The 23467-nt window shown below is 65.0% G+C and carries 21 protein-coding genes; 8 read left to right on the forward strand and 13 right to left on the reverse strand.

Features of this window, described 5'->3' with window-relative positions; all coding sequences use genetic code 11:
* Positions 1–5: 5 nt before the first annotated feature.
* On the reverse strand, positions 6–797 hold the full coding sequence (locus tag EDF58_RS05040; RefSeq protein WP_132263188.1) for an SDR family oxidoreductase: 792 nt from the start codon (positions 795–797) through the stop codon (positions 6–8).
* 182 nt (positions 798–979) lie between these two features.
* Here EDF58_RS05040 and EDF58_RS05045 point away from each other — a divergent pair, with 182 nt between their 5' ends.
* The 3 genes from EDF58_RS05045 (at position 980) to EDF58_RS05055 (ending at position 3765) form a co-directional block, all read left to right on the forward strand.
* Positions 980–1873, forward strand: coding sequence for an AraC family transcriptional regulator (locus tag EDF58_RS05045; RefSeq protein ID WP_132263190.1), 894 nt, complete (start codon positions 980–982; stop codon positions 1871–1873).
* Positions 1874–2021: 148 nt separating this feature from the next.
* Complete coding sequence (locus EDF58_RS05050; RefSeq protein ID WP_132263191.1) at positions 2022–3203, forward strand: sulfotransferase; 1182 nt, start codon at positions 2022–2024, stop codon at positions 3201–3203.
* Between the two features lie 88 nt (positions 3204–3291).
* Complete coding sequence (locus EDF58_RS05055) at positions 3292–3765, forward strand: VOC family protein (protein ID WP_132263193.1); 474 nt, start codon at positions 3292–3294, stop codon at positions 3763–3765.
* 117 nt (positions 3766–3882) lie between these two features.
* On the opposite strand, the gene cofH is transcribed toward EDF58_RS05055, so the two are convergent.
* From cofH to cofE, 3 genes are read right to left on the reverse strand one after another with little or no spacing between them, the layout of a single operon-like run.
* Positions 3883–6201 (reverse strand): 5-amino-6-(D-ribitylamino)uracil--L-tyrosine 4-hydroxyphenyl transferase CofH, encoded by a 2319-nt coding sequence (gene cofH, locus EDF58_RS05060; protein WP_132263195.1) that lies wholly within the window; start codon positions 6199–6201, stop codon positions 3883–3885.
* 11 nt (positions 6202–6212) lie between these two features.
* Positions 6213–7169: a 2-phospho-L-lactate transferase gene (gene cofD, locus EDF58_RS05065; protein ID WP_132263196.1), complete on the reverse strand. Its 957-nt coding sequence runs from the start codon at positions 7167–7169 to the stop codon at positions 6213–6215.
* Entirely contained in the window at positions 7166–7948 is a 783-nt protein-coding gene (cofE, locus tag EDF58_RS05070; RefSeq protein WP_132263198.1) for a coenzyme F420-0:L-glutamate ligase, read from the reverse strand. Before cofE ends, cofD begins: the two co-directional genes overlap by 4 nt.
* A 99-nt stretch (positions 7949–8047) precedes the next feature.
* Between cofE and npdG the strand changes: the two genes are divergently transcribed.
* Genes npdG through EDF58_RS05090 form a run of 4 tightly spaced genes read left to right on the forward strand, consistent with a single transcriptional unit; the run spans position 8048 to position 11148 of the window.
* Positions 8048–8698, forward strand: a complete 651-nt coding sequence (npdG, locus tag EDF58_RS05075) for an NADPH-dependent F420 reductase (RefSeq protein WP_132263199.1) — start codon at positions 8048–8050, stop codon at positions 8696–8698.
* A complete protein-coding gene (gene cofC / locus EDF58_RS05080) occupies positions 8695–9339 on the forward strand; it encodes a 2-phospho-L-lactate guanylyltransferase (RefSeq protein WP_132263201.1) in 645 nt (214 codons plus the stop codon). The genes npdG and cofC overlap by 4 nt, the downstream gene beginning before the upstream one ends.
* Before the next feature lie 13 nt (positions 9340–9352).
* Positions 9353–10231 carry an SDR family oxidoreductase gene (locus tag EDF58_RS05085; protein WP_132263203.1) on the forward strand — a complete coding sequence of 293 codons (879 nt, stop codon included), beginning with the start codon at positions 9353–9355 and terminating at the stop codon, positions 10229–10231.
* Positions 10228–11148, forward strand: coding sequence for a TIGR03619 family F420-dependent LLM class oxidoreductase (locus EDF58_RS05090; protein WP_132263204.1), 921 nt, complete (start codon positions 10228–10230; stop codon positions 11146–11148). The genes EDF58_RS05085 and EDF58_RS05090 overlap by 4 nt, the downstream gene beginning before the upstream one ends.
* A gap of 3 nt (positions 11149–11151) precedes the next feature.
* Here the strand turns inward: EDF58_RS05090 and EDF58_RS05095 are convergent, their stop codons facing one another.
* From EDF58_RS05095 to EDF58_RS05120, 7 genes are all read right to left on the reverse strand, one after another.
* Entirely contained in the window at positions 11152–12801 is a 1650-nt protein-coding gene (locus tag EDF58_RS05095; protein WP_132263206.1) for an alpha-D-glucose phosphate-specific phosphoglucomutase, read from the reverse strand.
* A gap of 97 nt (positions 12802–12898) precedes the next feature.
* Positions 12899–13537: a JAB domain-containing protein gene (locus EDF58_RS05100; protein ID WP_243654076.1), complete on the reverse strand. Its 639-nt coding sequence runs from the start codon at positions 13535–13537 to the stop codon at positions 12899–12901.
* Positions 13435–13944, reverse strand: a complete 510-nt coding sequence (locus EDF58_RS26290; protein ID WP_134093068.1) for a hypothetical protein — start codon at positions 13942–13944, stop codon at positions 13435–13437. The genes EDF58_RS05100 and EDF58_RS26290 overlap by 103 nt, the downstream gene beginning before the upstream one ends.
* Positions 13945–14005: 61 nt before the next feature.
* A complete protein-coding gene (locus tag EDF58_RS05105; protein ID WP_132264142.1) occupies positions 14006–14344 on the reverse strand; it encodes a hypothetical protein in 339 nt (112 codons plus the stop codon).
* Between the two features lie 66 nt (positions 14345–14410).
* Positions 14411–14980 (reverse strand): helix-turn-helix transcriptional regulator, encoded by a 570-nt coding sequence (locus tag EDF58_RS05110; protein WP_132263209.1) that lies wholly within the window; start codon positions 14978–14980, stop codon positions 14411–14413.
* Between the two features lie 456 nt (positions 14981–15436).
* Positions 15437–17239 (reverse strand): translation elongation factor 4, encoded by a 1803-nt coding sequence (gene lepA / locus EDF58_RS05115; RefSeq protein ID WP_132263211.1) that lies wholly within the window; start codon positions 17237–17239, stop codon positions 15437–15439.
* Between the two features lie 66 nt (positions 17240–17305).
* Positions 17306–20014: an EAL domain-containing protein gene (locus EDF58_RS05120; protein ID WP_132263213.1), complete on the reverse strand. Its 2709-nt coding sequence runs from the start codon at positions 20012–20014 to the stop codon at positions 17306–17308.
* Between the two features lie 186 nt (positions 20015–20200).
* On the opposite strand from EDF58_RS05120, the gene EDF58_RS05125 reads away from it, so the two are divergent.
* Positions 20201–21571, forward strand: coding sequence for an FAD-dependent oxidoreductase (locus EDF58_RS05125; RefSeq protein ID WP_132263215.1), 1371 nt, complete (start codon positions 20201–20203; stop codon positions 21569–21571).
* A 123-nt stretch (positions 21572–21694) separates the two neighbouring features.
* Here the strand turns inward: EDF58_RS05125 and dnaN are convergent, their stop codons facing one another.
* Together dnaN and EDF58_RS05135 are read right to left on the reverse strand one after the other, a co-directional pair.
* Complete coding sequence (gene dnaN, locus EDF58_RS05130) at positions 21695–22813, reverse strand: DNA polymerase III subunit beta (RefSeq protein WP_132263216.1); 1119 nt, start codon at positions 22811–22813, stop codon at positions 21695–21697.
* 186 nt (positions 22814–22999) lie between these two features.
* On the reverse strand, positions 23000–23452 hold the full coding sequence (locus EDF58_RS05135) for a GNAT family N-acetyltransferase (protein WP_132264144.1): 453 nt from the start codon (positions 23450–23452) through the stop codon (positions 23000–23002).
* Positions 23453–23467 lie beyond the last annotated feature (15 nt).

The raw sequence follows: 23467 nt of genomic DNA on the forward strand, positions 1-23467 counted from the left end.
GCCGCTCAGGGGCGGACCATGTAGCCGCCGTCGATGGTCACGGTCTCACCCGTCATGAACGAGCTGGCGTCCGAACACAGATAGGCGCCGATGCCTTCGAAGTCCGCCGGATAGCCGGTGCGCTTCATCGGGATCGTCGGGGCGAAGTGCGCGGCAACTGCATCGGCGCGCGCGCCGTCGCCCATCATCGGCGTCATGATCAGGCCCGGCGCGACCACGTTGGCGCGGATGCCCAGCGGGGCGAGTTCGATAGCCAGGCAGCGCACCGCCGCCGCAATCGCCGCCTTCGAAGAGGCATATTCCATCTTGCCCGGCAGCCCCTGGAACAGCGAAAGCGATCCGCAGGCGACAAGGCTGCCACCGCTTTCGTCACCCGCCTCGACCCGCTCCTTCATCAGCCGCGCACCTTCGCGCAGGGTGAAGAAAGCGCCATGGAGCGCGGTGTTCTGGAATTCATGCCAGTGCTCGGTCGGCATCTCGAACACCGAGTTATAGCGTGGGCTGGCGCCTGAGTTGGCGAAAACGCAGTCCACCCGGCCGAAATCCGCCATGACCTGCTTGTAGCCTTCGACGATGTTCGCTTCCTGCGAAACGTCCACCTGATAGGCGATGACTTTGCCTGCGCCGGCCGCTTCCAGTTCGGCCTTGGCCTTGGCGCTCTTCTCGGCATTGCGGGCCCAGATCGCCACGTCGCCCCCCATCTTGGCGACGCCCATGGCGAAGCCGAAGCCGATGCCGCCGTTGCCGCCGGTCACCACCGTCACTTTGCCCGTGCAGTCGAAAAGGCCCTTGGCCATCATTCTCTCCTCGATCCCGTTACCGGCCTTCCTGCCGGCACTTTCGTTGGCGCGATGTTTCCCGACAGCGGCCTTGTCCCGCAAGCGTGGGGGGAATAGAAATCAGGCCTTATCCAAGCGTCAGGGACACGAATTCGGGCCAGAGACCCGACAGGGACCTGAGGCGTCCGGGAGAATGAGAGATGCCCGCCAGCACGGCCGCCCCGCTGCCGACCATGACTGTCGACGCCGCGCTTTCCGCGCCGGGAATCCACGCCGAAATCGTCCGTTTCGACATTCCCGAACCCACCGACACCCGCCACGCGGTGGGCGCCGGATACCATGTGAACTTGTGCCTCACGCCCCGCCCGCTGCAATCGCGCGGCGGCTATCGAGAACGCTGGGGGCCGCACCGCTTCGAAAGGCTGGGTGACGTCTTCGTGATCCCGCCGGGCGAATCGCTCTATATCCGGGGCGGGAGCGGGCGGCAGGCATCGCTGGTCTGCACGATCGACGCAGCACTGGTGCACGAGTTGTTGGGCCGGGAACTGCCGTGGGATGATGCCCACCTGGCCGCCGCGCTGGACATCGGCAGCGCACAAGTGCGCGCGCTGCTGTTCCGCATCACCGCCGAAGTGCGCCACCCCGGCCTTGCGTCACGCCGGATGCTGGAACTGCTGGGCGGCGAACTGGCCATCGAACTGGGGCGCTATGGCCTGGAAGTCTCCGAAAGGCCGATGACCGGCGGCCTGTCCGGCTGGCGCCTGCGCGTGATCGAGGAACGCCTTGCCGGGGACCTGAGCGCGCCTCCGCTCAAGGAACTGGCAGACCTGTGCGGCCTTTCGGTGCGCCAGCTCACGCGCGGGTTCCGCGTCAGCCGCGCCTGCTCGATCGGCGACTATATCGAACAGCGCCGCATGGAAGCCGCCAAGCGCCTGCTGATGGAGGGGGAGAGCGTGAAGACCATCGCCTTTTCGATGGGCTTCGCCTCGCCGTCCAGCTTCACTTTCGCGTTCCGCCGCGCGGTCGGCGCCAGCCCCAGCACGTTCCGCCAGCGGCAGGGACGCGCCCTGGCCTCAACGTCGGTCGCGGCGTGAGGCCGCTGCCGGTCTTGGCCCGGGTTCGACATAACGGCCCGATCTGACGCGCCTGCCGCATTGCCAATCGGCCCCGCGCGCAGGCTATCTCGTATCCATGAGGCCGCCGCAGCGGCCCGCACAGAGACACGGGAAAGAGGATCACGCAATGGCCGAGCAACTTACGGCGGACCAGATCGTCGGCGACGCCCTCGTCGAGCAGGCGATGAAGGACACCGGCATCGATGCCTTCGACAACGACACCTGGCGCGAGGGCTTCGACGTCTTCGTAAACGACTTCAACGCCGGAATCGCGCGGGGACAGTACACCGAAGGCGGCATCGCCCGCGCTACCGCCGATACCCTCCACTACCTTCGCGGCCGCCTGAAAATCTCGGACTATTTGCGCCAGAACCCGGAACTGCTCACCCGCCCGGTCGAGCGTCCCGTCTTCGTGATGGGCGTGCCGCGCACCGGCACCACGCTGCTGTCCAACCTGCTCGCCGCCGATCCGGCGCGCCGTTCGCCGCTGACCTGGGAAATCGACGATCCGGTGCCGCCGGTCGCCTCGAAGGACCTGCTCACCACCGATCCGCGCGCGCAGGCCCGTCTGGCGCAGGAAAAGGCCATGCTCGAAGCCAATCCGGCCATGGGCAAGTACTATCGCGGCTCGGCCGTCTATCCGAACGAATGCGTGTTCTTCATGGCGCATGACTTCAAGACGCTGATGATCGATTCCAAGGGCAAGCTGCCGGAATACAAGGAGTTCATCTTCTCCTGCGACATGACCAGCGCCTATGAATACCACAAGAAGTTCCTCCAGGTGCTGCAGCAGAATGCCGGCGGCGTATGGAACGTGAAGAAGCCGAGCCACGCGCTCTGGCTGGAAACGATTTTCAAGGTCTATCCTGACGCCCGCGTGCTCTGGGCCCACCGCGATCCCTTCGCCGCCACCGGCTCGCTGTGCTCCGTCATCTCGCTCAGCCACATGGCGCACATGGGCAAGCCGGACACCGCGTGGCTCAAGGAGAACTATACCTGGCAGGCGGCCGAGCACGCCAACCGGATCATGGATTTCCGCGACAAGCATGGCGAGGACAAGGTGATCGACGTCCACTATGCGGACATGACCGTCGATCCGATCGGCACGATGAAGAAGGTCTATCAGCAGCTTGGCGACGAATGGACCGCCGAGGCCGAGGCCGGCATCCAGCAATGGGTGGACGACAACCCGCAGGACAAGTTCGGCAAGCACGAATACAAGCTGGCCCAGTACGGCATCGAGAAAGCCGAGCTGGATCCGCTCTTCGAACGCTATCTGTCGCGCTACGACGTGGCCCGCGAAGGCTGACCGCCCATCCGCCTACCTAAGCCCATCGCCCCCGCTTTCGCGGGCGATGGCAATTAAGGCCGGGCGCTAGATACTTTAGGAGAGACTGATGCTCGAAGGCCGTCACTACCAGAACGCCTACGTCTGCGACAATCTGGAAGCCGGGATCGACTTGTTCCGCGGGCGTGGGCTGACCCGCGAACCGATGATCATTCCGGTGGATCAGCAAGTGCTCACCCCGCAGGGGCTGAAGCGCCAGAAGGGCCGGATCTGCTTCATCTGGATCGGCGAACTCCAGATCGAACTGATCGAGAACGAGATCGATGAGGCGGGCATCTATGCAGGCTGTCAGTCCAACGGCGGCCCGCTGCGCTTCCACCACATCTGCTTCGGCGTCGACGACTGGGCCGATTTCCGTAAGCGCGTGGACACGCAGGAATTCCCGCTCGCCATGGAGCGGCCGGAAGGCGACGATCCGAACGCGCTGAAGTTCCTCTACCTCGATGCGCGCAACGTCCTTGGGCACTACATCGAATATACCTGGATGCCTGACGCCATGTGGCAGCAGATCAAGGCCATGTAAGACAACGGAAAAGCAGGGGCCATCGCCCCTGCTCCCTAGAACCGTATGCCTTGGGCTTGCAGTCTACGTCCCGCGCTCATGTCGAGTTAGGCGCTAAGAGAAGCCTGCGGCGCGGCTTTAAGCCGTTTCCAGCACCACTTCCCCATAAAGCGTGGTCCGCTGTTTCAGTGTGCGCCCCACACTCTCCGCCGCCGCGCGCAGTTCAGCGATGGTCACGCCTTGTCCGTGCGCTGCGCCCGCCGCGCGGCTGATGCTCTCGTCCATCAGCACGCCGCCGAGGTCGTTGGCCCCCGCTGCCAGCACGGCGGCCGCGCCGTCCATGCCCAGCTTCACCCACGAGCACTGGATCGAGTTGATCGCCCCGTTCAGCGCCAGGCGCGCCACCGCATGCATCATCACCGCCTCGCGCCAGGTCGGTCCCTTGCGGCACTGTCCGCGCCGGTAGAACGGCGCTTCCATGTGGACCAGCGGCAGCGGCACGAACTCCGTGATGCCGCCGGTGTCGAGTTGGAGATGGCGCAAGGCCAGCAAGTGCCGCGCCCAGTGCTCGGTACCTTCGAGATGGCCGAACATCACCGTGGAGGTCGTCGGCAGTCCGACCCGGTGAGCGGTGCCGACCACGTCGAGCCATTCCTGGGTCGTGAGCTTGCCGGGGCAGATCTGTTCGCGAATGTCGTCGCAGAGGATCTCGGCCGCCGTGCCGGGCAGTGAACCCAGCCCCGCGTCCTTGAGCATGGCCAGATAGTCCCGCACCGGCATCCCCAGCGTCCGCGCGCCCTGACTGACTTCGAGCGGCGAGAAGGCATGGACGTGAAGGCCGGGGCAAGCCTCCTTCACCGCGCGCAGGATCGCGAGATAAGTCTCGCCGGTATAGCTCGGGTGTATACCGCCCTGCAGGCAGACCTCGGTCGCCCCACGCTCCACCGCCTCGCGGGCGCGGCCGGCGACCTCGGACAGGTCCAGATTATACGGCTTGTCGCGGAAACCCGCCTTGCTGCTCGTCTTGGAAAACGCACAGAACGAGCAGGTGTGCGTGCAGATATTGGTATAGTTGATATTGCGGTTGACCACGTAAGTCACGGTATCGCCGCTGACTTCCGCCCGCAGCGCGTCCGCCGCCGCAATCACCGCTTGCGCTGCCGCACCGCGCGTCGCGAACAGCGCGACGATCTCGTCCTCGCTCAAGGTGGCCCCGCTCGCCGCGCGGTCGAGGATACGGTGGAGCGAGGCCGCAACTGGGCCTTCGTGATACCGCCCCAGCGGCGCCCGCACACTGCCCGGCGCATGTTGATCGGCCAGCCCCGGGCTCCAGACACTGTCGCGCGCCAGCCCTTCGGCATCGGCATGGCGCAGCACCGCCGGACGGATCGCCGGATCGAGCCATGACCGGTCCTCGCTCATGACGAAGCGCGGATAGACGGTCAGGCGCTCGACCAGTGGCAGGCCCTTCGCGGCGCAGATGGCGCGCAGCCGTTCCACTTCAGGCCACGGCGCTTCCGGGTTCACATGATCGAGCGTGACCGGCGAAATGCCGCCCCAATCATCGATTCCCGCGTCGATCAACTCAACCAGGCGCTCATCATTGAGATTGGGCGGCGCCTGCACGGAAACCCCGTCCGGCAGGAGGATGCGCGCGGCCGCGACAATGCGCAGGAAATCGGCCTCGCTCGCCTCGGGCGCTTTCGCCATCTTCGTGCCCGGCTTGGGGCAGAAGTTCTGGACGATCACTTCCTGCAGGTGCCCATGCTCAAGATGCAAGTCTCGCAGGGCCAGCAGGGCATCGATCCGCTCGTCCGCCGTCTCGCCGATGCCGATCAGCACCCCGCTCGTCATCGGCACCTTCGCTCTGCCCGCAGCAGCGAGCGAGGCGAGACGCAGGGCCGGTTCCTTGTCGGGCGAGCCGTGGTGGCACATGCCCTTTTCCAGCAGCCGTACCGACGTGCTTTCCAGCATCAGCCCCGCCGAAGCCGAGACCGGGCGGAGCATGCGGTAATCGTCTTCCTCCAACACCCCTGCGTTGACGTGCGGCAGCAGGCCGGTCTCTTTCAGCACCAGTTCGGCGCAGTGGCGGACGTAATCGATGGTGCGCGTAAAACCACGCTCGGCCAACCATTCGCGGGCGGCGGCGTAGCGGCGCTCCGGCGCGTCTCCCAGCGTGAACAGCGCCTCGCGGCACCCCGCAGCCGCGCCGGCGCTGGCGATCTCCAGCACCTCTTCAGGCGTCAGGTAGGGCGCCTCGAGCCGCGAGGGCGTGGTCGCGAAAGTGCAGTAGTGGCAAACATCGGCGCAAAGGCGCGTCAGCGGAATGAAGACCTTGGGCGAATAGGTCATCCGCGCCGGGCCCTTCGCATCGCGGCGGGCTCTTGCCCGGGCGGTGACCTCCTCCAGCGGAGCGGCCAGCAACCATGCCTTCAACTGGCGGGTCTCATCCTGCATCTGCTCACCCTTCAGATGCCTGCGATGGCAAGCACCTCCTTCGCGAGCCTTTCCCGATCGGCGGCTTCGCGCATCATTGTCTTCGTCACGGTGACCCGAAGGCCCCGTGCCTGCAAGCATGAGACATCGGCCTCATCGGCCTCGTCGATCAAGAGGTGGTCGAGAAGATCGCCCCAATGATCTTGGTAGTGACAGGCGATGGCCTCGTTGCTGACGCCGTGCCCGCGCTCGGCGAGCATCTTGGCAAGCGGCCCTTTGATTGCAGCCCCTCCCACCAGCGGCGAGACCGCGATCACCGGCACCCGCAGCGCCGCCAGCGCGTCCCGCACGCCATCGAGCGCAAGAATCGGATCGACACTGAGAAAGGGGTTGGAAGGGCAGATGACGACGGCGGCGAGGTCGTCCCGCGCCAATGTCTTCGTCAGACAGGGCGACGGTCTCGCGCCCGGCACCCCCTCGAAACGCACATCAAGTACAGCATCAACACATTGATTCCCCACGAACCATCTCTGGAAATCAGTCCATCCCGCATCGGTGAGAACTTGCGTCCGCACTGGATCGTCGCTCATCGGCACCACTGCATGGGCAATGCCGAGTTCCCGCGTCAGCCGCGCCGTCACCTCGGAAAGCGTCTCACCTGCGCGCAGCCGCCAGGACCGCGCGATGTGCATGCCCATGTCGCGGTCGCCAAGGTTGAACCAGCCCTCTTCACCCAATGCACGCAGCATGGCCATGGTCTGCCATGTTTCGTCCTTCACGCCCCAACCGCGCACGGCATCGTTAAGCCCGGCCAACGCATAAGTTACGGAATCCAGGTCAGGACAGATAGTTAGACCAAGATGCTCGAAATCGTCTCCGGTGTTGACGACCAAGGTGAGATCGTCGGGCGCCATGACGGCAGCCAGTCCCGCCGCCAGTTTCGCGCCTCCGACCCCGCCGGACAGCGCGAGAATGTGCTTGCCGCTCATCGAAACATATCCTGCTCAATGGGCCGTAGCCCGCTGACCGCGCCCGGCCCGTCTTCCTCGGTTACCCAGCCTTCGCAGCCCCGCACCAGAGCAGCCGGGGTACCCTCCGCCCCCTCCCCCATGGCCAGCGCCGCCATGGCCGCAATGGAGTCGGCAACACCGATCACGGTTGCCTGCAAGGTGCGGCCATATAAGTCCTGCGCACGGCCCCGACGGTCTTCCAATACGGTCAGCCCCGCGCACCCGATCGCAGTGCCCAGCGTCCCGATCCGCCAAGCCCGACCTATCGAATCCGCGATCACGACGCCAACCCTGACTTCACACAAGTTCTGAACTTCGGCCCGTAAGGCACGGGCAGAGGCGTCCGGGTCGAGCGGCCAGAGCAGCACACGGCCACTCTCACCGCCCTCGACATTGGACGCATCGATCCCCGCGTTGGCCAGTACGTGGCCCGTCCGGTGCGCTGCGATCACGGCGGCGGGCGTGCGGCGCAGGATCCGAGAGCTTTCCTCCAGTATCGCCTGCATCATCTCCGGCTCCCGTCCGGTTGCGCCTGCAAGTTCAAGTGCTTCCTCAGAAGCGGAGAAATTTGCGAGATCGCGGGCGCGGCCCTCCACCTTGGAGACGATCTTCTGCGCCACCACCAAGATATCGCCATCGCGGAACCGGTCGCCTTCAGCCGCAAGGCTCGCGCATATCGCTTGCGCAATCGACATTCCGGTAGCGAACATGGGCAATCCGGCGAGCGGTCGCACGGTCAGTTCTGGATTTCGCTTCATCGGTCTTCCCGAACGCCTTTCTAAAAACCGCCCTATCGGAAACGAAAATGCCGGGAACGACAATGACAACAATCAAGAATTCGCGGGAGAGATAATCTGATGGCAGCAATCGCGGTGATCGGCGGAACCGGAGCGCTCGGCAAGGGTATCGCGCGAAGGCTCGTCAAGGCAGGGCATCAGGTGACCATCGGCTCACGCACGGCGGACAAGGCCCGCGCCGCGGCCGAGGAACTGGGCGCGTCCGGCCATGCCGAGAACGGGGATGCCGCAAAGGGCAAGGATGTGGTGATCGTCGCCGTACCCCACGCCTCGCAAGGTGAAACGCTGCAGCAGATCGCGGGCGTGGTGGGCAATGCCGTGGTCGTCGATACCACCGTGCCGCTGGTGCCGCCCAAGGTCATGCGCGTGCAGTTACCAGCCGAGGGCAGCGCCGCCATGCAGGCGCGCGCGCATCTGGGACCGGACGCGCGGCTCGTCACTGCCTTCCATAACGTCTCCGCCCACCACCTCGACAGCGACCATGCGATCGACTGTGACGTGCTGGTCTTCTCGGACGACGTGGAGGCGCGCCAGACAGTGGTGGACCTCTGCCCCGGCATGGGCCTGCGCGGGCTTTCCGGCGGCGCACTGGCCAATTCCGCGGCGGCGGAAGCGCTGACCTCGATCCTCATCTACATGAACAAGACCTACAAGGCCGACGGCGCCGGGATACGCTTCACCAACCTCACCGCAGCGCCGCAAGTGCCGTGAGCTGCTGGGCACTCATCCCGGTCAAGGCGCCGCGTCTGGGCAAGACCCGACTAGCCTCTGCCTTGGACCCAGAGGCGCGCGAGGCGCTGGTTTCCGGGATGCTGCGCCACGTCCTCGACACGGTGAGTGCCTGCCCTGCGATCCAGCGCGTCTGCGTGTTGGGCCCGGCGCGGCCCAATCTCGGCACCGGCATCCTGCGCTTCGACGATCCCGGCCCCGATCTCAATGGCGCGCTGGAAAGCACCATGGCCGCCATCACCGCTGCCGGGCCGGAACGTATCGTCATCCTCCCGGCCGACCTGCCCTGCCTGAGCCTCGCCGACGTGGAGCGACTGGCGCGCCTTCCCGCAGGCACCGTGGGCATCGCCCCCGACCGCCATCACACCGGCACCAACGGTCTGTCCCTGCCGCTGCCCGACGGTATCTGGTTTCCCTTTTCCTTCGGCCAGAACAGTTTTCCAACCCACTGCAATCACGCCATAAATCGCGGACTTACCGTGGAGACGATCGTCTCGTGCGGGTTGGAGAAAGATATAGACCACCCCCTCGATCTCGCGGATGCTGTCCGCCTGCTAAGACGCGTGTTCAACGCCGGACCAGGCCGCCGACCACGCATGGAGCGCCGAAAACGGCCGGCATGATGGGAGAAGCGGTGTGGATGGCACGGTCATCGACCTGACAGGTAAAGTCGTGTTCGTCACCGGTGGCGGCGGCGGCATAGGGCGCTCGATTGCGCTCTGCATGGCAGACATGGGCGCGGACGTCGCCATTCTGGAAGCCATTCCCGAACGCTGCGATCAGGTGGCCGAACTGGTGGAGGCGCGCGGGCGGCGGGCGCTCTGCATCGCAGGCAATGCCATGGACGCGGATGTCGTCCAGAACGCCGTGGCAGAGGCCGCACGCGTGTTCGGCCGGCTCGACGTGCTGGCGAACAATGTCGGCGGCGTCTCGCGGCGGCCCTTCGTAGACCTCGCCGAGAAGAACTGGCGCCGGCACATCGATCTCAACCTGGTGTCCAACCTCGCCGCGACGCAGGCTGCCGTGCCGATCATGATCGAAGGCGGCAATGGCGGCTCGATCATCAATGTCACCAGTATCGAAGGCTCGCGCGCCGCGCCGGGATATGCGGTCTATGCCGCCTGCAAGGCCGGGCTGAACAACCTGACCCGCACCCTGGCCGTGGAACTTGCCCATCACGGCATCCGCGTGAATGCCATCGCGCCGGACTTCACCGAGACGCCGGGCACGCGGGGCCAGTTCGCGGGGCCGGTCGATCCGGCGCTCTGGCACCGGCCGACGCCGCAGCAGGAGGAAGCGATCCGCCGCCGCATCCCGCTGGGCCGAGCCGGAATCGACGAGGAATGCGGCCGCGTTGCGGTGTTTCTCGCCTCCGAACTCGCAAGCTACGTCACGGGCACGATCATCCCCGTCGATGGTGGCACATGGGCTTCCGGGGGCTGGGTCCGCAACGATCGGGACGACTGGGTCCTGCCCCCCGAAGCCGCATCGCGAACGAAAGAAAGCCAGCCATGACCTTCACGCTCAGCACCAGCCTGCCCTTCGATCGCATCGACAGGCCCGAGGAATACGGCACGCTCGAAGCCTTGCAGGAAATCGCGCGCACGGTGGAACGGGCCGGCTTCTACGCCGGAACGGTCACTGACCATCCGGTGCCTTCCGCGCGTTGGCTGGATGCCGGCGGGCACTATGCGCAGGACCCGTTCGTCATGCTTTCGATGCTGGGCGCTGTGACGACCAGGCTGCGCCTGCAGACCAACATTCTCGTCCTGCCCTATCGCAACCCTTTCGTGGTGGCGCGGGGGGTCTCGACGTTGGATCACTTCACGCAGGGCCGCGTGATCCTGGGCCTCGGCGCGGGTTACATGAAAGCCGAGTACAAGGCGCTCGGCGTCGATTTCGATGCGCGCAACGATCTCATGGATGAGTACATCATGGCCATGAAGCTGGCCTGGACCGGCGAGGAATTCACCTTCGAAGGCACGGGCTACACGGCGCTGGGCAACCGCGTCCTGCCTACCCCGGCGCAAAAGCCCCATCCGCCGCTGCTGGTCGGCGGCAATTCGAAGCGCGCCTTGCGCCGTGCTGCCGAGATGGGCGACGCCTGGCACCCCTTCTTCGTGCCCAAGTCAGTCACCGACACCGCGCGCACGGCCAATCTGGAGGGCGACGAGGACATCAGCGAAGCGATCGCCTACATGAACGCCCATGCGGAAAAGATCGGCCGCGCCGAGCCGCCTAAGGTCATCGCCTCATCGACATATTCGATCAAGCCGGGGTGGAACGCGCAGGAAGCGCTGGACCATTTCGCGCACCTGAAGTCGCTCGGCATCCACGGTGCGGGCGCCTCCGTCTACGCCGAAACCCGGGCCGAGTATTGTGACCAGGCCCTGAAGTTCGGCGAAGACGTGATTGCGCGGATCGACTTCTGACGCTCAGGTCACGACGTCGGGCGCCATGCGCCCGGTGTGGCGGGCGATACCGGCGATTTCCTGCGCGGCGGCGATCTGGGCTTCCAGCATGACGCCGGTATCCGCATCGATCTGGCCGGACGCCGGCTCGTAACGCTCCAGATAGACCCGCAAGGTGGCGCCTTGTGTGCCGGTGCCTGAGAGGCGGAAGACCACGCGGCTGCCGTCCTCGAACAGCACGCGCACGCCCTGGTTCTCGCTGACCGACTGATCCACAGGGTCGGTATAGGCAAAGCTGTCCGCATGGGACACGGTGAGCGATCCGAACCTCTTGCCCGGCAAGTCCGCAAGCGCGCCCTTCAGTTCGGACATCAGGCCAGCAGCAGCCTGGCTATCGACGGCCTCGTAATCGTGGCGGGCGTAGTAATTGCGGCCGAAGCGCGCCCAATGGGTGCGGGCGAGTTGGTCCACGCTAATGTCGCGAACGGCCAGGATGTTCAGCCAGAGCAGCACGGCCCAGAGCCCGTCCTTCTCGCGCACGTGGTCCGATCCCGTGCCCGCGCTTTCCTCGCCGCAGATCGTGACCATTCCGGCATCGAGCAGGTTGCCGAAGAATTTCCAGCCCGTTGGCGTTTCGAAGCACGGGATGCCGAGAGCTTCCGCCACGCGATCCGCAGCGCCACTGGTCGGCATCGAACGGGCAATGCCCGAAAGGCGGCCGCGATAGGCCGGTGCGATTTCGATATTGGCGGCCAGCATGGCGAGCGAATCGGAAGGCGTAACGAAGCGCCCGCGCCCGATGATCAGGTTGCGATCTCCGTCCCCGTCCGACGCGGCGCCGAGGTCCGGCGCATCCGGCCCCATCATGAGGTCGTAGAGTTCCTTGGCGTGGATCAGGTTGGGGTCGGGATGATGGCCGCCGAAATCTTCCAGCGGCGTGCCGTTGACCACGGTGCCCGCAGCGAAGCCCAACCGGTTTTCGAGGATCTCGACCGCGTAAGGGCCGGTGACCGCGCTCATGGCGTCGAAGCGCATCGTGAAGCCGCTGGCGACCGCCTTGCGGATCGCGTCGAAGTCGAACAGCTCTTCCATCAGGTCGGCATAGTCGGCGACCGGGTCGGTCACCTGCACCACCATATCGCCGACCGTGACTTCGCCCGGCGTGTCGAGATCGATGTCCGGCGTGTCGACGGTCAGCCAGAGGCTGATTTCCTTGGTCCGCGCCAGGATCGCGTCCGTCACGCCCTCCGGTGCAGGACCGCCGTTGGCGATGTTGTACTTGATGCCGAAGTCCTCATCCGGGCCGCCCGGGTTGTGGCTGGCCGAGAGGATCAGGCCGCCGCTGGCGCCGTATTGGCGGATCACGTTGCTGGCGGCCGGCGTGGAAAGAATGCCGCCCTGCCCCACCAGTACGCGGGCATAGCCATTGGCCGCGGCCATGCGGATCGCCTGCTGGATCACCGCGCGATTGTGGAAGCGGCCGTCACCGCCGATCACCAGCGCCGCGTCGGCCGAGGCAGCGCCAGACTGCGGCTTCACCACGTCGAACACCGACTGGATGAAGTTCTCGGCATAGTTCGGCTGCTGGAACACGCGCACTTTCTTGCGCAGGCCGGACGTTCCTGGCGCCTGTCCCTCGAAAGGCGTGGTCGGTACGGTGACGATGTCGGTCAAACCCAATCTCCATGCAGGCGTGCGGCGCGAATGCGCGTGTCGGTATAGATAGCCCCTAAGACAATCCGGTTGCACGTCCCTTAAGGCAAATCGCCATCTAAATCAGACCGTTGTCACTCATACTGAAGATACCCCCCCGTGCGACGACGAAATGGTCTTCCAAGCTGAATTCCAGAGCCCCCATCACCTGCCGGAAAGTCCGGGTGGACTGGACGTCGTCGGCGCTGGGCGTGGGATCGCCGGAGGGGTGGTTGTGCGCCATCACCAAGCGGCGGGCGTCGAGGTCGAAAGCCCGGCGAACCGTCCGCCGCAAGGGCAGTTCGCAGGTGGATTGGCGCGTGCCGACGTGGAAGTCCTCCGCGATGAACAGGCCTTCATGGGTGAAGAACAGCACCATCACGCATTCCTCGCGGCGGCCGAGCAGCCTTTTGGCGAGATACTGGCGGAAAGCCGGACTGCCCGTCTTCATCGGTTCGCCCAGCAGGGTTTCCCGCCCGGCAACGGCTGCAAGGTCTCGCGCCGCGACGATCACTGCCGCGATGGCGCGGCTGTTGATGCCCGATTCGTCGATTTCGTCCGCCAGCGCCTGGGCCGAAGCGGTGTAGATCGTGCTCAGCGAGCCGAAGCGCCGAATCAGACGGCGGGCAACGACCTCGCTCCCCGCGCCGACGACGGGGCGGAGTATCTGCGCCAGGACGGATAATTGCCCCGTCTCTTCTGCCGCCGCATGTGACACGCCAGGCCCAGGGCCATCGCCAGCAGCTGCACGTAAGATGGTATGATCGACATCACCTGATAGGCCGTCGTCTGGATTTCGACGAGACCCAGCCGATAGAAATGGCTCGAAAAGGCGATGATCTGCGCCCCACCTATCCATAAAGGGTAGAACCTGTTGGCATGAAGCGCGACGTAGCCGATGCCGAGCAGGCTCGACGTGTCGATCGCCAGATGGACGACATCCACCCCGTGGTACACCAGCAGGTCCGTGCCGCGGCCGAGATGATAGATCCGGTCCACCACGACCATGCCGAGCATGATCCCGGCAAGGACGCGCTCAGGTGCATCGCCGCGCCGCCAGGCCAAGAGGAAGAGTATGAGGTAGAGCCCATATTGAACGTAGGCCCGCGCGCCCCAGGTCAGCATGCAAGCCCCCCATGGCCATGCCGCCCGAAACGCGCGGAACCCGCGATCGTACCTGGGTCGCTTAGGCCGATCGCAACATGGCGGCGTCGTCCACCAGCTGGGCGCGATCCGGGCAGGCTTCCGGCTCGTCGGCAATCGCATTGATGTCGCGGCCGATGCCCAGGAGTTCCTGGTGGACGCGGATCATGTCGTTCTGGCTTTCGAGCAAAGTGCGCTGGGTCTTGGCCAGGCGCATCAGCGCGGTCTGGCCGGTGAACGTGGCGATGCCATCTGCCTGGCGTGCCAGCAGCATCGATTCCATCAGACGCGCCGAAGCGAGCAGAGCCGAATCGAGCGAAAGTTCGGCCTCGGGAAGCTGGCGCGCGATCCGGGCGGTAGCAGCGGAAATCGTGATCGACATAGTGACCCCCATCCAGCGGCATCGGCCCGTCCGATGCGCGTGTCTCAATCGTGGCAGGAGGCTGGGTCAAAGCAGGCTGCTCAGCTTGGTGGCCAGATCCAGACCGAACACCGCGACGAGGAGCAATCCCCCGGCGATGGCAATCATGGCGGCCGTGCGGCTGAGACCCGCGTTCGCTCCATCGAGCACCTCCGGAACGACCCGGGAGAAATTCTCTTCCTGCCAGGGCGCCGTCACCTTGAATGTGGCGCCGTCGGCAAGCGTGAGCCTTTCGACCAGTTCGTCCCTGCCCCGATCCTCATCGAAGAGGGAAACGGTCGGAACCTGAGGATTCTTCTCTGGTAGCGGATTACAGGCTGCTGCCAGGTCCGGCTGAACCTGTTCCGGTTGAGCCTGATCCTGTTGAAACTGCCTGTAAGCACGGGCGAGCTCGGCACGCGGCGGCGATCCGGTGCGGCTGCGAACGCCTTCGATCCGCTGGTTCACGGCGCTTTCGGAAATGCCCAGTTCCCAGGCAATTTCCTTGCTGGTGCGGTTTTCGGCGACGAAGCCCAACACCTCGTGCTGTTTCGAAGTCAGACTGGGAAATATCGCAAGAATGCGTTGAAACTGCGTCATGTCGCCGCCAGCGTCCATTCGCTCAAGTTCCATAACGCTACCGAACCACCCTCGTTCCGTCGTGCCTCATCCGCGCCACCGTTGCCACGCAGTTATAGGTTGTCTGTAAACGTACTATCAACCCGTTACAGGCGCCAATTTAACCACAATGGACTCATCGCCGGGCCACTATGACCAAGGCATGGCGTTGGAATCGATTGCTGAAGACATCGAATCGCGCCGTCAGCCATCCACGACCTAAGTCGGGAACCTTAACCAACCTTGCTCAGGCAACGAGTCGCAACCGATTTCAGCGAATTCCAAGGGGAATTGGATCGGAAATGAACTGATTTACCCCGCATCCGGTCAAGAACGGGCGCGAACCAGGGCGCAAGCATCCGGCCGCCCCGCACCGACATCTCGGTGCGGACGGACAAGCGTTTCAATGATGGAGGCGGCGGCGGTCATTCGAACCGCCGCCGGGTCAGGTGGGACCTATTCCTCGCCCATGCGCAGTGCGGCGATGAAGGCTTCCTGCGGGATCTGTACGTTGCCGTACTCGCGCATGCGCTTCTTGCCTTCCTTCTGCTTTTCCAGAAGCTTCTTCTTACGGGTGATGTCGCCGCCGTAGCACTTGGCGGTCACGTCCTTGCGCATCGCGGAGATCGTCTCACGCGCGATCACCTTGGCGCCGATGGCGGCCTGGATCGGGATCTTGAACATGTGCCGGGGGATCAGCTCCTTCAGGCGTTCCACCAACGCACGGCCGCGCGGTTCGGCCTGGCTGCGGTGGACCACCATCGACAGCGCGTCGACCGGCTCGTTGTTCACGAGAATGTTCATCATCACGAGGTCACCCTCCTGAAGCCCGATCTGCTCGTAGTCGAAGCTGGCATAGCCGCGGCTGATCGACTTCAGGCGGTCGTAGAAGTCGAACACCACTTCGTTCAGCGGCAACTCGTACGTCACCTGGGCGCGGCCGCCCACGTAAGTCAGGTCCTTCTGGATACCGCGACGGTCCTGACAGAGCTTCAGGATCGAGCCGAGATATTCGTCCGGCGTGTAGATCACGGCCTTGATCCACGGCTCTTCCATGAAGTCGATCTTCACTGGATCGGGCATGTCGGCCGGGTTATGCAGTTCCTTCACGGTGCCGTCGGTCATCGTCAGGCGATAGACCACGGACGGCGCGGTGGTGATGAGATCGAGGTCGTACTCGCGGCTCAGGCGCTCCTGGATGATTTCCAGGTGCAGCAGGCCCAGGAAGCCGCAGCGGAAGCCGAAGCCCAGCGCCGCGCTCGATTCCATCTCGAAGCTGAAAGAGGCGTCGTTCAGGCGCAGCTTGCCGATCGATTCGCGCAGCTTTTCGAAGTCGTTGGCGTCGACCGGGAACAGGCCGCAGAACACCACGGACTGCACTTCCTTGTAGCCCGGCAGGGCCTGCGTCGCGCCGCCCTTCACCGTGGTGATGGTGTCGCCGACCTTGGCCTGTTCCACTTCCTTGATCTGCGCGGTGATGAAGCCGATCTCACCCGGCCCCAGTTCCGGCAGGTCGATGCGCTTGGGCGTGAAGCAGCCCACGCGGTCCACCAGGTGATCGGTGCCGCCCTGCATAAACTTGACGTTCAGGCCCTTCTTGATGACGCCGTCGATCACGCGCACCAGAATGACGACGCCCAGGTAGGGGTCATACCAGGAATCGACCAGCATGGCCTTCAGCGGCGCGGTACGGTCGCCCTTCGGCGCAGGTATCTTGGCGACGACGGCTTCGAGGATCTCGTCGATGCCGATGCCCGACTTGGCGGAGGCCAGCACGGCTTCGGAAGCGTCGATGCCGATCACTTCCTCGATTTCGTGGCGCACCTTTTCGGGTTCGGCGGCAGGCAGGTCGATCTTGTTGATGACCGGGACGATTTCGTGGTCGTGCTCGATCGACTGATAGACGTTGGCCAAGGTCTGCGCTTCCACGCCCTGTGCCGCGTCCACCACCAGCAGCGCGCCTTCGCAGGCGGCCAGGCTGCGGCTGACTTCATAGGCGAAGTCGACGTGGCCCGGCGTGTCCATCAGGTTCAGCTCATAAGTGAGCCCGTCGGACGCGGTGTAGTTCAGGCGCACGGTCTGCGCCTTGATGGTGATGCCGCGTTCCTTCTCGATGTCCATGTTGTCGAGCACCTGGGCGCTCATCTCACGATCGGAGAGGCCACCGGTGCGCTGGATCAGACGGTCGGCAAGCGTCGACTTGCCGTGGTCGATATGGGCAATGATCGAGAAATTTCGGATCTGGGCGAGTTCGGTCATGGAAGCGCCGTTAGCAGCGCTTGGATCGTTTGAAAATGCGGTGATCGCGCATTTTCGGGTAGGGCGTCAGCCAGCCTTGCGCAGCAATCCCGCATCGCCGCCTTCCGGAGCCGATTCCGGCCCGGCGCGGGCCGGCGTGAACTGCACCCCGCCGGTGGCATCGAGTTCGAGCGGGCGGACGAATTCCACGCCCATGCGATCCTCCCGGCACCAGCGCGCGGTGGCCAGAACGACATTGTCGTCGGCGAGATGAATGCCGAACTGGGTCTCCGCGGGCACGTTCCACAACCCCTCGACCATAGCACCGGTGCTGGAGATGTTGCGGATCGTGGCGTGATAGATGTGCCCGCCGTGCTCCAGCAAGACCTTGCGCAGCATGGTCTGGCGCGGCGCGCGGGCCGAGCGCGGGCCCACGGCCACCGCGATCAACCCCCGCTCCAGCCGCGCCACGACTTCGGCGGAAGTCAGCGACTTTTCATAGATATAGCCTTGAACGTGGCTGCATCCGAGCAGGCGTACCAGATCGAGTTCGTCGAGCGTCTCCACTCCTTCCGCCGTCGTTTCCATGCCCAGCGCCTCGGCGAGGCTGACGATGGAGGAAATGATCGCGCCGTTGCGGCTGCCCTCGATGGTGGCGCCGCGCACGAAACTCTGGTCGATCTTGATCTTGTCGAACGGCGCCTTCTTCAGATAGCCGAGCGAGGAGTAGCCGGTTCCGAAATCGTCGAGCGCCAGGCGCACGCCGACGTCCTTGAGCGCGCTGAACATCGCCTCGGTGGAGATATCCTCGCCCAGGAACACGCTTTCGGTGATTTCCAATTCGAGCCGGCCGGGATCGATGCCCGAATCGGCGATCGCGCGCGCGACGATCGCCGGCAGTTCGGTATTGGCGAACTGGAGCGGCGAGACGTTCACGGCTACGCGCACCGCGTGCGGCCAGCCGGCCAGATCGCTGCAGGCCTTGCGCAGTGCCCATTCGCCGATTTCCGCCACCAGGCCGGTTTCCTCGGCCACGGGCACGAATTTGGCGGGCGAGAGATAGCCGTGCTTGGGATGCTTCCAGCGCAGCAGAGCCTCGAATCCGGTGATCTTCTCGGTCGTGGTGTGCACTTGCGGCTGGTAGTGCAGCTCCAGCGCGCCCGCGTCGATGGCGTCGCGCAAGTCCTGTTCAAGCTGCTGGCGCTCGCGGGCGTCGGAATGAAGATCGTCGTCGTAGAAGTGATGGCGCCCCCGGCCACCGCCCTTGGCGGCATAGAGCGCGAGGTCGGCATTGCGGATCAGCGTTTCGACCGTGGTGCCGTCTTCGGGGCACATGGCGATGCCCAGGGAGGCGCCGATGATGACGCGGGTGCCGTCGATCGAATAGGGCTGCGAGAGATTCTCGATGATCCGGCGGGCGAGATGGCCGAGCCCTTCGTGCTGGTGATAGCCGGGCAGGATGACCTGGAACTCGTCGCCGCCGAGCCGTCCGACCCGGCCCATGTTCGCCACGGTCACGCGCAGGCGCTCTGCCACTTGCTTGAGCAGGGCGTCGCCGGCCGGATGGCCCATCGTATCGTTGACCTGCTTGAAGCGGTCGAGATCCAGCAGGAACACCGCGCAGGCGCGGTTCTCGATGCGGGGCGAGTTGATGACCTTTTCCAGCCACTCCGACATCTGGAACCGGTTGGCCAGCTTGGTCAGCGAATCGAAGCGCGCCAGTTGAGTGACATGCTGCTGCGACTTGCGCGTTTCGGTGAGGTCTATGCCCGAGCCGCGGAAACCCAGGAAATTGTGGAACTGGTCGAGCACCGGGCGACCGTTGATCGACCACCAGCGCTCGTCCTTCTCGTTCGTCGCCGCCCGCACCGTCACGTCCTGGAAGGACGAGCGGGTCGAGAGGTGGAACGCCAGCGTCCGCTCGCTGTCATGGTCTTCCGCGCGCAGGCGGAACAGGCTCAGGAACGGCCGTCCGTAAAGCTGGATCTGTTCGGTATCGAGCAGTTCGGCAATGCGCGGCGAGACATAGGCGATGCAGCCGCGGCGGTCGGTTTCCCAGAACCAGCCCTGCCCGGTATCCTCATATTCGCGCAGGAGTTCCTCGGCACGGTGCCGTTCGCGTTCCTGCTCCGCCCGGTGCGCCGATTCCTCGGCGCCGAGCCGCGCCTGGCGCATCGCGACCACAAGGCCGATGCCCAGGCCCGCGCCCAGCATGCCCAGGGTCGCGGTAGAAGCGGAATGCGCCGCGGCGCCGGCCCAGAGACCGACGGTGGCGGCCACGATCGAGGTCAGGCGGCGGTCGAGCAGCACGGTGGCGAGCAGAACCAGAATGCCATAGCCCTTGACGGTCAGCCGCCAGTCGAGCGCGGCGGTATCCTGAGTCCATTGCGCCGCGGCGACGCCGAAGAGCAGCATGGGCATGGCCACCGCCAGCAACATCAGGGGGTAGCGTTTCCAGCTACGATGATGGAGCCTGTTCTCCACGGTCGCCAGCAGCGGCGCGCCAAGACAGAGCAGCATGGCCGCAAAGGACAGCGCCAGAGGCAGCCGGCCCGGCGCGCTGTGCGAGACGACGCCCAGCCCCACCATGATGCAGACCATGGCCGGCGCCATGAGTTCCCAGCGCCGGGCTATGAAGAAATGAAGGGGATCGCTGCTCGGTCCGCGCGGGCGCAAAAAGGCGAAATTCGGAATGCCGGGCCGGTTCTGGGCCTCGGGACGAGTCGCAGGGGCATGCGGGTTCTGCGCGTCTTCACGCGGTGCCCCCGGCAGCTTGTTGAATCCCTTCCTCGCCATCGCATCGGCTATTGCCGCGCGGCCATTGCGAAAGTGTTAAGTCCCGGCAACCAAACCCATTGTCGACCGGATATGGCACATCTCGCCCGATCTGCCGGATTTCGCTTGCCGCCGGTCCGCAGCCGTGTTTGCTTCTTTGCTGGCGGGCGCATTTGCCCAGGTTCCGCCCGCTTGGGAGAAAAATCCATGCGACACATCGCCATCGTCGGATCGGGACCGGCCGGATACTACACGGCCGAGGCAGCGCTCAAGCAATGGAAAGACGGCGTCCGGGTCGACATCTTCGATTCCTCGCCCGTCCCCTTCGGCCTGATCCGTACCGGCGTTGCCCCCGATCACCAGTCGATCAAGAGCGTGGCCCGCCGCTACGAAACCACCGCCCTCAGCGAGAACGTGCGCTTCGTCGGCAATGTCATGGTGGGCCGGGACATCTCGATCGACGAATTGCGCGGCCTCTACGACGCCGTCGTCCTCGCCACGGGCGCGCCCAACGACCGCAGGCTGGACCTTCCGGGAGAAGACCTGCCCAATGTCTTCGGCAGCGCCTCCTTCGTCGGCTGGTATAACGGACATCCGCAATTCGCCGAGCTGCATCCCGATTTCGCGCATGACACGGCCGTGGTCGTGGGCAACGGCAATGTCGCGCTCGACGTGGCGCGGATCCTTGCCAAGTCCGGCGCCGAATTCGAGGGGAGCGACATCGTCGCCCATGCTCTCACCGCCCTCGAAGCCTCGCGGATCAGGCGCATCGTCATTCTCGGGCGGCGCGGACCGCACCAGGTGACGATGACGCCGAAGGAGCTGGGCGAGCTGGCAAAGCTCTCGCGCGCCTGCCCCCGCGTCGATCCCGCGGACCTGCCGCCCCTGGCGGAAGACGCGGCGCTCGATCCGGGCATGCGCAAGACCATGGGCCACTTGCGCAGCTTCGCGATGGCGGGCGGCAGCGCGAACGACAACGGCACCGGCATGGCCGACGATGCGCCCTGCCCGGACCGCGACGTGCGAATCGAGTTCGACTTCTTCGCCGCGCCCCGCGCCATACTCGGCACCGACCGGGTGGAAGGCGTAGAGGTGGAACGCACGCGGCTGGTTGACGGCAAGCCAGTGGGAACGGGCGAGACTTATCATGTGCCGGCCGGAATCGTCGTGGCCTGCATCGGCTATCAGACCTCCCGCATTCCCGACGTGCCCTACGACGAGCAGGGTGGCCGCTTTGCCAATGTCGATGGGCGGATCATGCCCGGCCTCTACTGCGTCGGCTGGGCGCGGCGTGGACCGACCGGCACGATCGGCACCAACCGCCCCGATGGTTTCGCCATCGTGGAGAAGATCGACGCCGATGTCGGCGCCCTGGGCGAAGCCGGCAGCGGCAAGGCCGGACGTCCCGGTTTCGACGCCCTCGCCGCCGAGCGAGGGATCGATTACGTGAAGTTCACCGAGTGGCAGAAGATCGACGAGGCCGAAGTCGCCAATGCCCGCCAGGGCGCCCCGCGCGAGAAGTTCACCGAAGTGGACCGCATGATCGCCAAGGCCCACCCCTCGATCCAGGAAAGCTGAGAGCAGGCTGCCGCTCCGGGCCCAGGGCGGCCCGGACGGCGGCGGTTACGGCGGCGGTTACGGCGCCAACAAAAAAGGCCGGGGGTGCACCCCGGCCTTTTCCTGTTCGATCGAACCGTCCGGTCAGACGCGCATCGGCATCAGGACATAGAGCGCGGGGCTCTTCTCGTCCTGGCGGATCAGCGTCGGCGCGCCGGCGTCGGCAAGGTGGAGTTCCACGGTATCGCCGTCGATCTGGCCCAGGATGTCCTTGAGATAGTTGGCGTTGAAGCCGATCTCGAAACCATCCGAAGAGTAGTCCGCCGGGACTTCTTCCGCTGCCGTGCCGTTATCGGGCGAGGTGACGGACAGGGTCACGCGGTCCTGCTCCAGCGCCATCTTCACGGCACGGGTCTTCTCGGTGGCGATGGTCGCCACGCGGTCGACGCCTTCGAAGAAGCTCTTGGGATCGATCTTGAGCAGCTTGTCGTTGCCGGTCGGGATCACGCGCGTGTAATCGGGGAACGTGCCGTCGATCAGCTTGCTCGTCAGCACAACGCCGTGCTCGCCGCCCAGAGTGAAGCGGATCTTGCTGGCCGAAAGATCGACCAGGACATTGGTATCGAGCGCTTCTTCAAGCAGCTTGCGCAGCTCGCCGACGCATTTGCGGGGCACGATCACATCGGGCATGCCCTCGGCGCCGTCCGGGCGGGCCAGGGTGAAGCGCGCAAGGCGGTGGCCGTCAGTGGCCGCGGCCTTCAGTTCCTCGTCCGAAACGTGGAGGAAGATGCCGTTGAGGTAATAGCGCGTCTCTTCGGTCGAGATCGCAAAGCGCGTGCGGTCGATCAGCTGACCCAGCGTGGCGGCCGGAATCTCGAAGCTGGTCGGCAGCTCGCCCTCGGCGATCATCGGAAAATCGTCACGCGGCAAGGTGGGAAGCTGGAAGCGGCTGCGTCCGGCCTTCACGACCATGCGGTTGTCCGAAGCGTCGAGGCTCACCTGGCTGCCATCGGGCAGCTTGCGCGCGATGTCGAACAGCAAGTGGGCGGAAACGGTGATCGCGCCGGCCTGCTCGACCGAGACGACGCCAAGCGTCTCGACGACCTGCAGATCGAGGTCGGTCGCCATGATGCGCAAGGACCCGGTGCCCGAGGCCTCGATCAGGACGTTCGAGAGAATGGGAATGGTATTGCGCCGCTCGACAACGGACTGCACGTGCGACAGGCAGCGCAGGAGCGTGGAACGTTCGATGGTGGCCTTCATGACAGCCTTTAGTCCCCCTTGATCGGGCAAGGGATGCAAAACATCCCGAATTTCAGGACGAATATCTCTAGCGAACGGAAGGCATGCGGCAAGCGAGTATTGACCGGGTACCGGTGAATCTGGGGATAAATGAGGGGACTTTAGACGTTTTTCGTCCACTTCGAACGCGTTTCGTGCGCCGCCCCGTCAAATTGCTTCAATCAAGGCCTTGCCCAGGCAGATCGATTCTTTCCGGCCCGCATATCGCCCATAAGGCGCAATGGGCAGGTAGCCGTGCCGCCGATAAAAGGCCGTCGCCCGTTCGTTGATCTTGCGGGTGGAAAGGCAGACCTGCCGATAGCCATCGGCCGATGCAGCCCTTTCCAGCTTGGCCAGGAGCGCCGCGCCGCAGCCCCGCTCGGCATACATGCGCTTGATCTCGGCCGCATCGCCTTCGAGAGGCCGATAGGCGCCGCAACCGATCGCGGCGCCCGCCCCGTCCCGCGCCAGCACGAAAAGGGAGCGGGGCACGAGGACGTCGGACGGATCGAACGAGGACGTGCCGCCGTCGCCGGTTATCGCGGCGAGCGCACCCGAAAGGCGCGCCATCACCGCGACCGCATCGGGCTCGCGCGGATCGCAAGGTTCGACCCTTACCATCCGCACGACCCCGCG

The sequence above is a fragment of the Novosphingobium sp. PhB57 genome (genome assembly GCF_004342985.1).
In the GTDB taxonomy this organism is placed as follows: Bacteria; Pseudomonadota; Alphaproteobacteria; order Sphingomonadales; family Sphingomonadaceae; genus Novosphingobium.